Origin of the sequence: Streptomyces sp. IBSBF 2435, assembly GCF_036815005.1 — a bacterium.
Classification (GTDB): Bacteria; Actinomycetota; Actinomycetes; order Streptomycetales; family Streptomycetaceae; genus Actinacidiphila.
On sequence record NZ_JAJSYW010000186.1, the window covers coordinates 1 to 14,494 of the forward strand.

The following is a 14,494-nucleotide window of genomic DNA, read 5'->3' on the forward strand; positions in this document are numbered from 1 at the left end:
CGCCCGCCCCGACTCCGCCGGCGCCCGGCGCGATCCCCCCGGTACCGGGCACCCCGCCGGTACCGGAGGCGACCGACATGGCGGCAGAGGTCGAGAAGTGGAAGGCGCTGTCCCGGCAGAACGAGCAGCGGGCCAAGGACAACGCGGCGGCCGCGCAGAAGCTGCAGGAGATCGAGGACGCCGCCAAGACCGAGGCACAGCGCCTGGCCGACCGCGCGACGGCCGCCGACGAGCGGGCTGCGGCCGCCACCAAGCTCGCCACGTCCGCGACCGTCCAGGCCCTGGCCGCAACCTCGTTCGAGGACGCCGAGGACGCCGTGGGCGCCCGCGACTGGTCGGCGTACGTCAAGGACGGCGTGATCGACACCGAGAGCATCAAGACCGAGCTGGCCGCTGTCCTGGCAGCCAAGCCGCACTGGGCGAAGGCCACCGGCCCCCGCCAGCCGCGGCCCGACCCGTCGCAGGGCGCCCGCCCGGGCGGTCCGGTCGGCGGCGACCTGAACACCCAGATCGCCGAGGCCAAGGCCAAGGGCGACTGGAAGACCGTGCTGCGGCTGGAGAACTCCAAGCTCGCGAACGTCAAAACCACCTGACCGCCACGGGCAGGCCGCGCGCCGCGCCCTGAGCACACCGAGGGAGACCCCGCATGGCTGGGAGCATCACCGCCCTGGGCACGACCTACAACCTGCCCAACTACACCGGCATCCTCCACCAGCTCACCCCCGACGACACGCCGTTCTTCGCGTCCATCGGCGGGCTGAGCGGCGGCGGCCAGTGCACCGCGACGCAGTTCGAGTGGGAGACCTTCGACCTGCGCAGTGCTGGCCAGAACACCGCCCTTGAAGGGCAGGACGCGCCGACCGAGCAGAACCGGGTGCGCGGCTCGGTGGACAACATCGTCCAGATCCACCACGAGACCGTCGGCGTCAGCTACAGCAAGCTCGCCGCCGTCGGGCAGCGCTCCGGCCTGAACATCGACGCCAACCAGCCTGTCACCAACGAGCTGGACTGGCAGGTCACCAACATGCTCAAGCAGATGGTCCGCGACGTCGAATACAGCTCCATCAACGGCGTCTACCAGAAGCCGACCGACAACACCACGCCCCGCAAGACCCGCGGGATGCTCCAGGCGGTCACCACCAACGTCCAGAACATGGGCACCGCCCTGGGCAACGCGGCCGGCGCCATATCGACCGACGCCTTCACCCTCGCCGCGCACGGCCTGGCCGCCGGCGACCAGGTCGTCCTGGACACCATCGTCAGCCTGACCGGGGTCTCCGCGGACACCCCCTACTTCGTCGTCAGCCCGACGACGAACACCTTCAAGCTCGCCGCGACCAAGAACGGCGCCGCCATCGACCTCGCCGGCGCAGACGGCACCGCGAACGTCACCAAGCTGAGCGCGTGGAGCAAGGCCGCCGTCGACGGCCTGCTGCAGCAGGTCTTCGACAACGGCGGGATCACCGAGTCCGAGACTGCGGCACTGGTCGTCGGCAGCACCGGCAAGCGCGGACTGACCGACGCCTACGCCAACGCCTACGGCAAGTACCAGGAGGCGACCCGCAACGTCGGCGGCGTCAACCTGCAGACCATCGAGACCGACTTCGGCCAGCTGAACATCATGCTCGACCGGCACATGCCCAAGCACAAGCTGCTGGTAGCCAGCCTGGAGCAGTGCATGCCGGTCTACCTGGAAACCCCCGGCAAGGGCCACTTCTTCGCCGAGCCGCTGGCCAAGACCGGGTCCAAGGAGCGCACCCAGCTGTACGGCGAGGTCGGCCTGGCCTACGGCAACGAGCGCTGCCACGGCCAGGCAGTCGGCCTCATGGCCGCCCTGTAAGGAAGGACGCCCGTGGCCGACTTCGCGACTGCCGACGACGTCAACGCCCGGCTGCTCGGCCGCGACCTGACCGCAGCCGAGCGGGCCAAGGTCCCCAACCTGCTCGCGGACGCCAGCGCGATCATGCGCCGAGAGGTCCCCGGCCTGGACCAACCAGCGCCGCCGGCCACCGCCCTCGGGGTGTGCTGCGCGATGGTGCTGCGCGTCGTCACCAACCCCGAGGGCAAGCGGCAGCAGTCCATCGATGACTACAGCTACACCACCGACTCCGCACGGTCGACGGGCCTGCTGTACCTCTCCGACGCCGAACGCGATCTGCTGCAGCCCAACACCAGCACAGCCAGCGGCGCGTTCAGCATCACCCCCACCGCCTCGCGGGAATGCCCGTGAGCGCGGCGGACACCGCGGCCGCCGGGCGGGCCGCGGCCGAGCAGGACATGACCGACCGGTGCCGGATCGAGCGGACCGGGCCGGTCGCCACCAGCGCGGACGGGACCGACACCACGCCGGTCACCGTCCTGTACGACGGGATCTGCCGTGTGAAGCCGGCCGGGACCGCCGCGGTGGTTCCGAGCGCCACCGCGGCGGCCGAGACCTGGCAGCACAAGCTGTCCATCCCCTACGCGGCCGGCGCCGGAATCAGGTCCAACGACCGGGTCGTCATCACGGCCTCGGACGACCCGACTCTGGCGGGCCTGCGTCTGCAGGTCCGCAACATCGACAGGGGCACGCACATCACGGCCCGCCGGATCTGGTGTACGGAGGTGTCCCGGTGAGCAGCGGCATCGTGATCGTGGGCCTGGAGGGGCTCGTCAACGACCTGGCGGGCGGCTCGGCCCGGCTCGCCCGCAACACGACGACGGCCGTGGCCGTCACCGCACGCAAGGTGCAGCAGGGCGCGCGGTCACGGGTGCGCGGCCACAGATACCTGCCGCAGTACCCGTCCTCGATCACCTACGACGTCCGCGCGACGCCGATCGGCGTCGAGGCCGAGATCGGACCCGACAAGGACCGGGCACAGGGCGCGTTGGGCAACCTGATCGAGTACGGCAGCTCGAAGAACGCGCCGATCGAGCACCTGGGGCCGGCGCTGGAGGAGAACGCCGACGACCTGGTGCGCGGGATCGAGATCGCGCTGCACCAGGCGCTGCCGTGACCGCCACGGACCGCCTGGTGGCCGCGCTGGTCGATGCCGGGCTGGCGGTCGGCGACGGTGAGCCCCGCAACGCGGGCGGGGCACTGACGGGCCGGTACGTCGTCGTCCGCCCCCGGACCGAGTTGCGCGGCGACGGCACGGCCGCCGACCCGAACGCCGACCGGTCTCCCGAGATCCAGGTCACCGCGGCGGGGCCGTCCCGGCTCGCGGCCGACCAGGTCGCGGAGCAGGCCCGCACGGTGGCGCTCGGCCGGCTGGAGCCGCCGGACGGCTTCGTGTGGCAGCAGGCCGCACAGTACGTGACCGGCACCGGCACCGCCCCGGAGGCCACCACCGACCCCACCGCCCCGGAGAGCCCGACCTTCTTCCGGGTGGACGTCTACCGGTACTACCTCACCCCGGCCTGAGCGCCGACCAACCCCCGCAGGAGGTGGTGGGCGTGACCACGCCCGACACAACGCCCGAGGCCCAGCCCGAGCTGTACGCCCCCGACGACCCGAACCACAGCCCGTACGAGCACGTGCAGATGGTCAACCCCGCCCAGCCGGACGCGCTGCCGGTCACGGTGACCTGGCTCCAGTTCACGATCATCTGGCAACTGCGCGGCTGGGAGCTGTACACCCCGCCCACCGACCCGCCGAGCGACCCGGGTGACGGCGACGACGGCGATACCCCGCCGGGTGACCCGGGGGCGCCCGCGGACCCCGACCCGGGCGCAGGCGACCCGCCGCCGGACGACTCCGACCCGACCGACCCGACCGAGCCGGGTGCCCCGGCCGACACCCAGGAGTAGGACATGCCCCGTTACGGCACAACCGGCAATATCGCGGTGCGGTTCGCCCCGACCGTCGTAGACATGGCCGCGCCGACCGCTGCCGAGGTCACGGCCGGTGTGAACCTGACGAACCACATGACGCGCGACGGCCTCAAGACCCCGTCCACCGGCAACACCATCGACGCGGCCGACGCCGGGTCGCGCTTCAACGCCACGGCGCCCGGCACCTACGGCGGTGACGCCGCCGAGTACACCGGGCACCGCGACTCCAAGACGGCCAATGACCTGGCGTGGACCACCTTGGAAGCCGGCACCGCGGGCTTCCTGATCGTCGCCCGCGCGGGATTCCACCAGAACGCGACGACCGGCCTCGGCTCCCCGGACGGCGCACCGACCGCGGCCGACCGCTGCGAGGTCTACCCGGTGACGGTCATCTCGCGGGCGCCGTCGGACACGGGCGACAACGAGACCGCGAAGTTCACCGCGCAGATGGCCATCACCGGCGAGCCGGTGCAGGACGCTGTCGTGGCGGCGGGGGCCTGAGCGTGCAGACGACTGATGTGCCGGCCACGTTCTCCGCCGGCTCGGTGCCCGCACCCGCCGAGCAGCCGCAGCCGCTGCGGCTGTCGGAGGTGCGGGCACGGATCCAGCGCCCCCGCACCAGCGTGCCGCTCTACCTCGACGCGGAGCTGGCCTCGGAGATCGCCGACGCGGCGGAGGCACTGGAGCGGGCCGCGGCCTACGACGAGACCTCGAACGAGCCGGACACCGCCCCGGCACTCGCGCGGCATCTGCGGGACCTGGAGGACGCCGCCGAGGCATCCCGCGTGCTGTTCGTCCTCCAGGCGATCAGCCACCGGGCGTACCGGCGGCTGGTGGGCGAGCACCCGCCGACCGAGCAGCAGCGTCAGATGATGGCCGACCTCGGCGCCGAGCCGCCGCCCTACGACGCCGACGCGCTCGCCCCGCAGCTGGTGCGGAAGCAGCTCGTCAGCCCGCAGGTGGATTCCGACGAGGAGTTCGAGGTGTTCTGGGACGAGCTGAACGACGGGCAGCTCCAGCAGCTGTGGCAGAGCGCCCTCGCGGTGCAGCTCGGGGTGACCGACCCGGGCCCAAAATCCGAGACCGCATCCGACATTCTGGCGCGCTTCGGGACCACCTGAGCTACGCAGCCGCCCACGGCATCCCCTACTCGGAGTTCATGGGCCGCGTGCCCGCCGCGGGCGAGCCGCGGTGGACCGAGGAGGACACCGCGCTCGCGGTGGAGTGGACCCGGCTCCAGGCGGAGACGTGCGGCGGCTGCGGCCAGCCCCTCACCGACTCCATGGACGAGGCGTCCGACTGGGACCTGCACAAGCTGACCTGCTTCGCCTGCGAGACGAAGGAGAAGGTCGAGGCCGCGGCTGAGAAGCCGGTCCCCGGCCGCAAGCTCTCCGTCAGCTACGCCGGACGGCACCCCATGCCCGACTGACCCACACAGCACAGCAAGAGGGGGTGGTCGGGATGGCGGACCGTACCGTGCGCGTCAGGCTCCAGGCGGACCTGGGCGCGTACAGCCCTCAGATGACGCGGGCGACGGCGCAGACGGCCCGCTTCGGGGAGGTCGCCAGCGTCGCGGGCCGCGGGGTGCGGGTCCTGGGTGCCGACGCCGGCACCGCGGCGGTCGGCCTGGCCGCGGCCGGCACCGGGGCGCGGGGCGGCGCGGCCGGGCTGCGCGCCGCCGAGGTCGCCGCCGCCCAGTCCGGGCGGGCCATGACCGCGGCCGGTACCGCCTCGCGCGGCGCCTTCGCCTCGATCCGCGGCGGCGCGGCCGGGGCGCTCGCCCCCGTCAAGAGCTTGGGGCTGCTGCTCGCGGGCGGGTCGCTGATCTACGGCATCCACAAGATCGTGGAGCAGGGCAACGAGTACAGCGACGCCATGCTCAAGTTCAGCGAGGTCACCCGGGCCTCGGGGGCGCAGATGCAGGCCGCCGGCCGGGAGGCGCAGGCCCTCGGTGCGGACATGCGGCTGCCGTCCGCGAACAGCGCCGAAGCGGCTGACGCCATGGTCGACCTGGCGAAGGCCGGCCTGGGCGCGCAGGACGCGATCAAGGCCGCACGCGGCACGATCCAGCTGGCTGCCGCCGCCCGCACTGACGTCGCGACCGCGGCGCAGATCGAGGGCGACATCATGGACCAGTTCGCCTTGAAGTCCACGTCGGCGGCGCACGTCGCCGACGTCCTGGCGAACACCTCGAACTCCGCGTCGGGTCAGCTGATCGACCTGTACTACGCGATGAAGTACCTCGGCCCGACCGCGCACTCGTTGGGCGTGAGCGTGGACGAGGCCGCCACCGCGGTCGGCCTGCTCGGCAAGAGCGGCATCATCGGCGAGACCGCCGGCACCAGCCTCCGGGGTGCCCTGGTCAACCTCGCCAAAGAGACCCCGCAGATGAAGAAGGGCCTCAAGACCCTCGGCATCGAGGCATTCGACAGCAAGGGCAAGTTCAAGGGCCTCAAATACGTCGTCACCCAGCTGCACGACGCGCAGGAGCGGCTGACGCAGCAGCAGTTCACCTCGGCCGCCGCGATGGCGTTCGGCAAGCCCGCGCTCTCCGCGATGACCGCGCTCGCCCACCAGGGCGGGGAGGCGTTCGAGCAGTTCGGGACCCAGGTCGGCCGGGTCGGTGGCGCCGAGAACATCGCCGCGGCTGAGTCCAAGGGCCTGGGCGGCGCGATGCGCGGCCTGGGCAAGCAGATCTCCAGCACGTTCCTCCAGGTGTACCAGGGCGTCAGTCCCGTCCTGGAGGGTGTCACCCGTCGCATGACCGCCGGGGTCAGCTCCGCGATCCCCTACGTCAAGCGCGGTATCCGTACCGCGGGTGACCTGTGGACGCTGTACGGGCCGGCCGTCGAGGCGCACCTGCACGCGGCTGAGGCCGGGATCGGGCGGGCGGCGAAGGGTGTCGCCGCGCCGCTGCACCAGGCCCTCGCCGGGATCATGGTGAACGACGCCGGCCTGGCGGTCGCCGGGGTGCGCGCCGTGGACAAGACCCTCCGCAACGCCGCCTCGGCCGCGGCGCCGCTGGAGGGCGGTATGCAGGACGTCGCCCGGTCGGTATCGGGGACGTCCGGCGCGGTCGGCGTCCTGTCTGGGCGCCTCCAGACCGCGGTCGGGTGGGCGGGTGACCTGACCGGGGTGCTCCGGCCGATCGCCCAGGTCGTGGGCGGGGTTGCGCACGCCTTCGCGGGGCTTCCCGGCCCGGTCCAGCTGTCGGTGCTCTCGATGCTGGCGCTGCGGCCGTTCCGCGGACAGATCAGCGCCATGCAGACCTCCGTCGTCGGCTTCGGCCGGGCGGGCATCAACGCCTTCCGCGGGGTGGGGGACGCCAGCCTGTACCAGCGGGTGCAGGCCGCCCACGCCGGTGTGACCCTGTCGCGCATGGGCGGCGTCATGGCCGAGCTGGAGACGCGCTCGCGCACCATCGCCTTGATGGGCGCCAGCTTCCGCAGCACATCCGGCAGCATCCAGGCCGCAGGCGGCCGGCTGGTCGGGTTCCGGGCGGCGGCCGGCGGTGCGGCCACCGCGATCGGTGTCGGCGCCGGCCGCGGCCTGCTCGGCGCGACCCGCGGCCTGGTCGGCTTCCTCGGCGGGCCGTGGGGCATCGCCATCGCCGCCGCGATGATCGGCCTGGACATGCTGGCGAAGAAGCACCAGCAGGCCGCAGCAGCTGAGGCGGCGCACCAGCAGCGGATCTCCACCCTGGCCCAGGCGCTCCAGGCGTCGAACGGCGTCGTGGACGAATCCGTGCGGGCGGCGGCTGCGCAGATGCTCCAGGACTCCAAGCTCGCTGACGGCAAGACCCGGCTCATGGACGTGATGGGCAAGTCGGGGGTCACGCTCAAGCAGCTCACCGACGGGTACCTCGGCGGCAGCACCGTCATGGACAAGCTGGGGGCGTCCGTCGCCGCCACGGCAGCGGCGAGCCTCAAGGCCCGTGGGCCGATGGACGCGACCACGAAAGCGCAGATGCAGGCCGTCCAGGCGCTCAAGGACATGGGCGCCGACCTGCCGGACGCGGTCCACAGCTGGAAGGACATCGCCGCCGCGGAGAAGGACGCGTCAGGCGCGGCCACCAGCGCAACGTCGCCGACGTCCCGGCTCCAGGGCGCGATCAGGACTCTCGGCGATTCGACGTCGGACGCGGCGACGAAGGCGTCCGCGCTGCACACCGCCCTGGACCTGCTGTCCGGCGGCGAGTTGGACGTGCAGGCGGCCGTCGCCGACATGAACAGCGCGGTCACCGACCTGAACTCGACGTGGAAGACCGGCGTCGACCACGCGAAGGGCTGGAAGGACCAGCTCCTCCAGGTCGACGGCTCACTCAACACCACCTCGGAGAACGGGCAGGAGCTGTTCAACAAGCTCCAGGCGCTCAACGCCTCCACCTCCTCAGCGGCGCAGGCCACCTTCGACTACGCCAACGCCAACGGCCAGTCGAGTACCGCGCTCCAGCAGGCCGAGGCGCGGATGCAGACCGCGTACGACGCCGCGGTGAAGGCCGCGATGGGGTTCGGAATCGACGCCGATCAGGCGAAGCTGCTGGCAGCACAGATGGGGTTCATCCCGTCCAATCTCGTTCTGACCATGAAGAGCGACTTCACGGACACCGAAAAGGGTCTGCTGTACGTCCAGGGTCTCGCGGGGCACTTGCCCAAGGGCGAGACGATCCGGGTCGAGGCGCCGACGGCGGAGGCGTAGGCCGACCTCAAGGGCCTGGGGTTCCAGCTCAAGCAGCTGCCCGGCGGCAGGTATGTCGAGATCACCGCGCCGACGGACAAGGCCGCGAAGGCGCTCGATGCGTTCATCGCGAAGAAGATCCCGGGCAAGGCCGCGACGGTCCAGATGCTGACCTCGCAGGCCGAGGCGGACCTGACCAGCCTGCAAAGGAAGGTGGCGAAGACCAAGGGCCGCACGGTCACGATCAAGGCGCCCACCGCGGAGGCGCAGGCCGACCTCAAGGCGCTCGGCTTCAAGATCACACAACTCCCGGACAAGAAGGTGAAGGTCACCATCCCGACCGGCGGCGCCGCTGCTGCGGCGGCCACGATCCACAACTACATCAACGGGATCACCGGCAGGACCGTGACGATCCGGGTCACCAAAGCGGACCAGGTCAACCCGATCAACCGGGGGAACGCGAACGGGAACATCTACCGCCGGGCCTACGCCGATGGCGGCATGGAGCAGCACGTCGCGCAGATCGCGCCGGGCGGGTCGATGCGGCTGTGGGCGGAGCCGGAGACCGGCGGCGAGGCGTACATCCCGCTGTCGCCGGCGAAGCGTGCGCGGTCCACCGCGATCCTGCGGATGGTCGCGAAGCAGTTCGGGTACGACCTGGAGCACTTCGCGCAGGGCGGCATCACGGCCTTCGCCGGCGGCGGCCTGGGTGGCTTCCAGTACAGCCCGGCCGACCCGACGGCGACGCTCGGCGTCAGCGCCGGGTGGGACCGCTACAGCTCAGCGGTGGACCGGGTCACCACGGCCGGGAAGACGCTGGCGTCGGCGCTCGCGGACGCGGCGAAGAAGGCCGGCGCGGTGCGGGACGCGGAGCGCAACCTCTCCACGGTCAGGTCGCGTCACCACACGGCGGCGCAGCTGGCGGCGGCCGAGGACAAACTGGCGAAGGCCAGGACGGCGAGCAGCGCGGCGGTGAAGAAGGTCACGGCCGACCGCAAGGCCCTCGACTCGGCGGACAGCGCGCTCGGGGTGAAGGCCGGCACCAAGGCGGTGACCGGGATCAACCTGGCGGCCTACGGCAAGCAGCTCGCGGCGGCCAACTCCGCGAACGCGGCGTGGGAGCGCAACCTGGCCACGGTCGGGAAGCGCGCCGGATCGGATGTGGAGGACATCCTCCGCGGGATGGGCGACGACGGCACAGCCCTGGTCGCCGCCCTGGCCAAGGCCACCGGGAGCCAGTTCACCCAGATCGTCAACCAGCTCAAATCGTTGGCGCCGACGGCGCAGGCGACGCTCGCGGACTACACGGCGCAGCTCGACGCGGCGAACAAGGGCAGCGCGGCCTTCCAGGCGAACCTGCTCAAGCTCGCCTCGATGGGCGACACCGCCCTTGCCTCGCAGCTGGCGGCGCAGGGCGATGACGCGGCGGCGGCCATCGCGGCAGCCGCGGTGAAGTCGCCGGGCGCCGCCGCCGCGGCGGACAAGGGCGCGGCCACCAACGCGGCCCTGCTCACGCCGGACGACCTCGCGAACGCGATCACCGTGCTGGGCGTGCTCCGGTCGCACCCGGGTGCGGGCATCGCGGACGTGATCGCCGCCGGTGTGGACTGGGCGACGCTGCGGACGCTCGCACCGAAGATCGCAAGCCAGGTCAAGGCGATCAGCGGCAGCGACACCTTCGTGCAGCAGATGCGCGGCCAGCAGGTCGCGATGGCGCGCGGCGGCATCCTCACCCAGCCGACGACCGTCCTCGCGGCGGAAGCCGGAAAGCCGGAGTCGTGGATCCCCTGGGACAGCACCGCCCGCTCCCGGGCGCTGCTCGCCCGCACCGCGACGGCGTTCGGGTACCACCTGACGCCGATGCGCGGAACCGCGGCCGGCGCGGCGCCGGTGCAGCACAGCGAGACGCACCACACCTGGCACCTGCACGGCGCGCACCAGTCGCTCGCCGAGCAGAAGGCCGACCTGGTGCGGCACATGACGTTCGTCGGCTGATGGGAAGGGGGCGGCAATGGCCGCAGGTCTCCAGCCGGGGTTCCGGTTCTCCCAGCTCACGATGCAGCTGGGGGGACTGGTCCTCGGCCAGGTGGACGACGCGGGGGTGCACTGGCACTGCGCGACGCTGGACGGCTGGGAGTCCCCCGACGTGCGGCAGACCCTCACAGAGCGCACGGCCGACCACGGCGCCTACGCCGGCCCGGTCTACCTCCAGGAGCGGGTCATCACCCTGGCGGGCAAGGCGGTCTGCCCTGACTACGTCTCGACGTTCTCGGCGATCGAGCAGATCAAAGCCGCCGCAGGCCTGGCCGACACGCTGCTGACGGTGTACGAGCCGGTCGCCCGGCAGGCCACCGTCCGCCGCTCCGGGAAGGTCCTGGCGCAGAGGCTGACGGACCGGGTGGTGGACTGGAGTATCCAGGTCACCGCGGCGGACCCCCGGCTGTACGCGGTGACCGCGACGACGGTGGCCCTGCGCCTGCCGTCCGTCAGCGGGGGCCTGACGTTCCCGATCACGTTCCCGCTGACCATCCCCGCGGACGTGGTGGTGGGCGACGCCGCAGCCGTCAACACCGGCACCGTCACGGCGCGACCCGTGATCACCGTCGCCGGTCCGGTGAGCCAGCCGCAGGTGACCGTGACCGGCCCGAGGGGCACCTCCGCCGTCCTCACCTACAGCGGGGACATCGCCGCCGGGGACACGCTCGTCCTGGACGTGGACGCGCGCACCGTCCTCTACAACGGCGCCGCCAACCGGCGCGCACTGCTGACCGGTTCGTGGCCGCACCTGCCGCCCGGGCAGTCCACGATCGCGTTCCGCGCTGCCGCGGACAGCCCCACCGCGACCTGCACCGTCACCTACCGATCCGCCTGGATGTGACCATGACCATCACCGCTTTCCCGATCAACGCCAGCGCGGGCAGTCCGGCGTACTCCAGCCAGCAGTTCCGCGAGAGCCTGGCGGCGCTGCTCAGCCCGGGCGCGGCCGGCCTCCAGGTCCAGGCCGGTGTGCGCCCCGGGCCAGGGCTGGGCGTGTCCGTGTCCGGGACCACCGTCACGGTCACACCGGGCGTCGCTGTGATCCAGGGCGGATCCTCGGTCGCGCAGGGACCGTACATGCTGGTGGCCGACGCGAACGTCACCGCGACGCTGGCCGCGGCGGACGCCACGAACCCGCGGGTGGACCTGGTCTACGCCCGGGTGCGGGACACCGACGCCGACGGGTCCGGCGCCCGGGACGGCGCGGTCCTGGTCCTCACCGGCGTCCCGGCGCCGTCGCCGGTCGCACCGACGCCCACCGACCCTTCGTGCGTCGTGCTGGCCACGGTCAGCGTGCCCAAGTCCGGCGGCGGCGCCGCGGTCGTCTCGACGGCGACGCGGGCGTACACCGCGGCGGCCGGCGGCCTCACCGTCGGCACCGTCGCCCCGCCCAACCCCTACACCGGGCAGCTGTGGGACTCCGGCGACGGCACCCGCCGCTGGGACGGCACCCGCTGGCGGTACCTGTCCTACGCGCCCGTCACCAGCGCGCAGGCGGCCAACCCCCCGTGGACCACGAGCGGTGTGTTCGTGGACTTCCTGTCCGCGTCCTGGGCGCCGGTCACCGTCACCGTGCCGCCCTCCGGCATGGTCCGGGTCACCATCGGCGCCGACGTCATGAACGTGGTGTCCAGCACGGGGCTGACGCAGGCGGCCTGGCGGGCGTCCGGCGCAGCCACCATCGCCCCCGGCCCGAGCACGTCCATCCTGGTGCGCGGCACCCGGATATCCGCCGGCCGCTCCTACCTGATCACCGGCGCCACCGTGGGCGCCAGCCTGACCATCACGCCGCAGTGGTACATCACCTCCGGCGGCGCCGGCACCGTCAGCATCACCGGCGGCACCCTGGAGGTGACCCCCGTCCCGTGATCGGACCGGTGATCCTCGACTGGTACGGGTGCGACCTGCACAGCGGGCAGATCGTCGCCGAGCTGCCCGCGCTGAGCACGGACCAGGCCCTCAGCCGGAAGCTCGGCGCGTCCACCACCAGCTCCCTGACGCTGGCCCTGGACGGCGCCCCGGCCGGCTGGGAATCAGCCACCATGCCGGGCCGCACCATGCTGGTGCCGGTGGACCGGGCGACCGGTCAGCCGCTCACCGCGGGCATCGTGCTGACCCGGGCGGGCGGCACCGACCCGGCCCTCAGCCTCGGCATCGCCTCGCCGGAGGCGTACATGGACCGCCGGTACGCCGCGGCCGGCACATGGGTGGGCGCCGACCAGGCCGTCATCCTCACCACGACCGCAGGCCCGCTGCTCACCCAGGCGCCTCCGTTCGTGTTCGACGCCCCCGGCACCGGCATGCCGGCCTCGTACTCCGTGGCCGACGGCGACGACCGCACGGTCCTGTCCGTCTGGCAGGAGCTGATGGACCAGGACGCCGGCCCGGAATGGACCGTCGACGTCCGCTGGAACGCCGGCCGGACAGGGTTCGAGCTGCCAATCCGCGTCCGCGCCGCGAACAGCATCGGCACCGTCACCACCACGCCGATGGCCGTTTTCGACCTGCCCGGCTGCATCAGCGCGTACACGCTGACCGAGTCCTACGAGGACGGCAAGGGCGCCACCACCGTGCGCGCCTACGGCGACGGCGAGGGCGACGCCCGCCTGCGCTCCGCCGACCACAGCGCCGACGCCCTGCTCGCCGCCGGGTACGCCCTGTGGGAGTACCGCTACACCCCCGCCTCGGCCACCACCGACCCCGTAGCGCTCGACGCCTCCGCGGCCGGCACGCTCACCGCGATGGCCACCGGCAGCACCGTGTGGGACGTCACCGCCACCGCGTCCGCCGCGCCCCGCCTCGGCCAGGACTGGGCACTGGGGGACAGCATCGGCGTGCAGATCGCCCGATCCCCCCGGCACCCCGGCGGCGCGGCCACAGTCGCCCGCTGCTGGGCCTGGGAGCTCGACCCGGCCGCCGACACCGTGCGGCCGGTCCTCGTACAAGAGGAGACATGAATGCCACGGCGTATCGACCAGCTGCCCCCCGACGCCACGACCCTCGCCCGCAGGCTCGCCGCCCTGGAACGCGAAGTACGGGAACTGCGCGCCTCCAAGCGCGCGTCCTGGGCCACGATCGGCGGCGGGGACACCACCATCACCGGCGCCCGCATCCAGACCGCCGAGACCGGCCACCGCGTCGTCCTGGACGCCGACGGCGCCCTGAAAACCTACGACGACGACGAGCACCAGACCAACTACGTCGGCGGAGCCGACAACCGGATCTGGAACCAGGCCGGATGGGACCCCGACGGTACCCCGAACGGCGAGTGGGTCGCCCTCTCGACCGGGAACATCCAGCTGGGCGACGGCGACGCGATGTCGATCGACGACCAGGACCAGACCCTGACCGGCATCCTGGGCATCGCCGGCCCGCAGAGCATCGCCCTGACCTCGCCCGCCATCCACGGCACATACGCGAACCAGGCCACGGCCATCCTGTCCGCCGGACTGGCCGGCGGCCAGAGCGGCACCGTCAGCGCACCCGCGGTCCAGGTCATCGGCGGAGCAGACATCGCCGTCAGCGGCGCCCTGGTCAAACTCAGCAGCGCTTTTGACATCCCGAGCTGGCGGTACGTCCCCGAGACCGGGCACGCACCGACGTACAACACGAACTGGGCGGGCGGATCGAACGCGAGCGCCAACTACGGGTCGATGCAGTACCGCCTGGACGCCGAGGACAACGTCCACATCTGCGGAACCGTGCACTGCACCCTGGCCGCCGGCCTGGCCGCAGGCAGCTACACGCTCTTCACGCTGCCGGTCGGGTGGAGGCCGAAGAAGATCTGGCCCGCGGTCGGCGCCCATGTGTCCGGCACGGACGCCTGGAAGACCGCGATCCGCGTCAACGTCGACCTGAGCGGCTCCGTCAACTTCAACACGGCGTCGGCCATCGCGCAGAACGACGGCATCTACTTCAACGTCGTCGTGCCGCTCGGCAACATCGCCTGACCCACCCCGCCCCGCCC

At 72.4% G+C, this 14,494-nt stretch carries 16 protein-coding genes; all 16 read left to right on the top strand.

Annotation, left to right across the window (positions count from 1 at the left end; all coding sequences use genetic code 11):
- The coding region (locus V7E46_RS27530; protein ID WP_333770938.1) for a hypothetical protein at positions 1-593 on the top strand (593 nt) is incomplete at its 5' end.
- 53 nt (positions 594-646) lie between these two features.
- Positions 647-1,840: an SU10 major capsid protein gene (locus tag V7E46_RS27535; RefSeq protein ID WP_333770939.1), complete on the top strand. Its 1,194-nt coding sequence runs from the start codon at positions 647-649 to the stop codon at positions 1,838-1,840.
- 12 nt (positions 1,841-1,852) lie between these two features.
- The gene (locus V7E46_RS27540; RefSeq protein WP_333770940.1) at positions 1,853-2,230 is read left to right on the top strand and encodes a hypothetical protein; all 378 of its coding nucleotides are present in this window, start codon (positions 1,853-1,855) and stop codon (positions 2,228-2,230) included.
- Entirely contained in the window at positions 2,227-2,616 is a 390-nt protein-coding gene (locus tag V7E46_RS27545) for a DUF6093 family protein (protein WP_333770941.1), read from the top strand. The genes V7E46_RS27540 and V7E46_RS27545 overlap by 4 nt, the downstream gene beginning before the upstream one ends.
- Complete coding sequence (locus V7E46_RS27550; RefSeq protein WP_333770942.1) at positions 2,613-2,996, top strand: hypothetical protein; 384 nt, start codon at positions 2,613-2,615, stop codon at positions 2,994-2,996. Before V7E46_RS27545 ends, V7E46_RS27550 begins: the two co-directional genes overlap by 4 nt.
- A complete protein-coding gene (locus V7E46_RS27555) occupies positions 2,993-3,403 on the top strand; it encodes a hypothetical protein (RefSeq protein ID WP_333770943.1) in 411 nt (136 codons plus the stop codon). The genes V7E46_RS27550 and V7E46_RS27555 overlap by 4 nt, the downstream gene beginning before the upstream one ends.
- A 32-nt stretch (positions 3,404-3,435) precedes the next feature.
- The gene (locus tag V7E46_RS27560) at positions 3,436-3,789 is read left to right on the top strand and encodes a hypothetical protein (RefSeq protein WP_333770944.1); all 354 of its coding nucleotides are present in this window, start codon (positions 3,436-3,438) and stop codon (positions 3,787-3,789) included.
- A gap of 3 nt (positions 3,790-3,792) precedes the next feature.
- Positions 3,793-4,314, top strand: a complete 522-nt coding sequence (locus tag V7E46_RS27565) for a phage tail tube protein (protein ID WP_333770945.1) — start codon at positions 3,793-3,795, stop codon at positions 4,312-4,314.
- A gap of 2 nt (positions 4,315-4,316) precedes the next feature.
- Positions 4,317-4,934, top strand: coding sequence for a hypothetical protein (locus V7E46_RS27570; protein ID WP_333770946.1), 618 nt, complete (start codon positions 4,317-4,319; stop codon positions 4,932-4,934).
- Between the two features lie 38 nt (positions 4,935-4,972).
- Positions 4,973-5,242 carry a hypothetical protein gene (locus V7E46_RS27575; RefSeq protein ID WP_333770947.1) on the top strand — a complete coding sequence of 90 codons (270 nt, stop codon included), beginning with the start codon at positions 4,973-4,975 and terminating at the stop codon, positions 5,240-5,242.
- A gap of 32 nt (positions 5,243-5,274) precedes the next feature.
- Complete coding sequence (locus tag V7E46_RS27580; RefSeq protein WP_333770948.1) at positions 5,275-8,511, top strand: phage tail tape measure protein; 3,237 nt, start codon at positions 5,275-5,277, stop codon at positions 8,509-8,511.
- 144 nt (positions 8,512-8,655) lie between these two features.
- Positions 8,656-10,485: a hypothetical protein gene (locus V7E46_RS27585; RefSeq protein ID WP_333770949.1), complete on the top strand. Its 1,830-nt coding sequence runs from the start codon at positions 8,656-8,658 to the stop codon at positions 10,483-10,485.
- Between the two features lie 16 nt (positions 10,486-10,501).
- Positions 10,502-11,368, top strand: coding sequence for a phage distal tail protein (locus V7E46_RS27590; protein WP_333770950.1), 867 nt, complete (start codon positions 10,502-10,504; stop codon positions 11,366-11,368).
- Positions 11,369-11,370: 2 nt separating this feature from the next.
- On the top strand, positions 11,371-12,396 hold the full coding sequence (locus V7E46_RS27595) for a hypothetical protein (RefSeq protein ID WP_333770951.1): 1,026 nt from the start codon (positions 11,371-11,373) through the stop codon (positions 12,394-12,396).
- Entirely contained in the window at positions 12,393-13,484 is a 1,092-nt protein-coding gene (locus V7E46_RS27600) for a hypothetical protein (RefSeq protein ID WP_333770952.1), read from the top strand. The genes V7E46_RS27595 and V7E46_RS27600 overlap by 4 nt, the downstream gene beginning before the upstream one ends.
- The gene (locus V7E46_RS27605) at positions 13,485-14,477 is read left to right on the top strand and encodes a hypothetical protein (RefSeq protein ID WP_333770953.1); all 993 of its coding nucleotides are present in this window, start codon (positions 13,485-13,487) and stop codon (positions 14,475-14,477) included.
- Positions 14,478-14,494 lie beyond the last annotated feature (17 nt).

Bases quoted from the DNA above. Each gene is read 5' to 3' on its own strand.
- V7E46_RS27580 (WP_333770948.1), top strand. From the start codon at position 5,275: ATGGCGGACCGTACCGTGCGCGTCAGGCTCCAGGCGGACCTGGGCGCG.
- V7E46_RS27605 (WP_333770953.1), top strand. From the start codon at position 13,485: ATGCCACGGCGTATCGACCAGCTGCCCCCCGACGCCACGACCCTCGCC.
- V7E46_RS27565 (WP_333770945.1), top strand. From the start codon at position 3,793: ATGCCCCGTTACGGCACAACCGGCAATATCGCGGTGCGGTTCGCCCCG.
- V7E46_RS27535 (WP_333770939.1), top strand. From the start codon at position 647: ATGGCTGGGAGCATCACCGCCCTGGGCACGACCTACAACCTGCCCAAC.
- V7E46_RS27595 (WP_333770951.1), top strand. From the start codon at position 11,371: ATGACCATCACCGCTTTCCCGATCAACGCCAGCGCGGGCAGTCCGGCG.
- V7E46_RS27575 (WP_333770947.1), top strand. From the start codon at position 4,973: ATGGGCCGCGTGCCCGCCGCGGGCGAGCCGCGGTGGACCGAGGAGGAC.
- V7E46_RS27590 (WP_333770950.1), top strand. From the start codon at position 10,502: ATGGCCGCAGGTCTCCAGCCGGGGTTCCGGTTCTCCCAGCTCACGATG.
- V7E46_RS27585 (WP_333770949.1), top strand. From the start codon at position 8,656: ATGCTGACCTCGCAGGCCGAGGCGGACCTGACCAGCCTGCAAAGGAAG.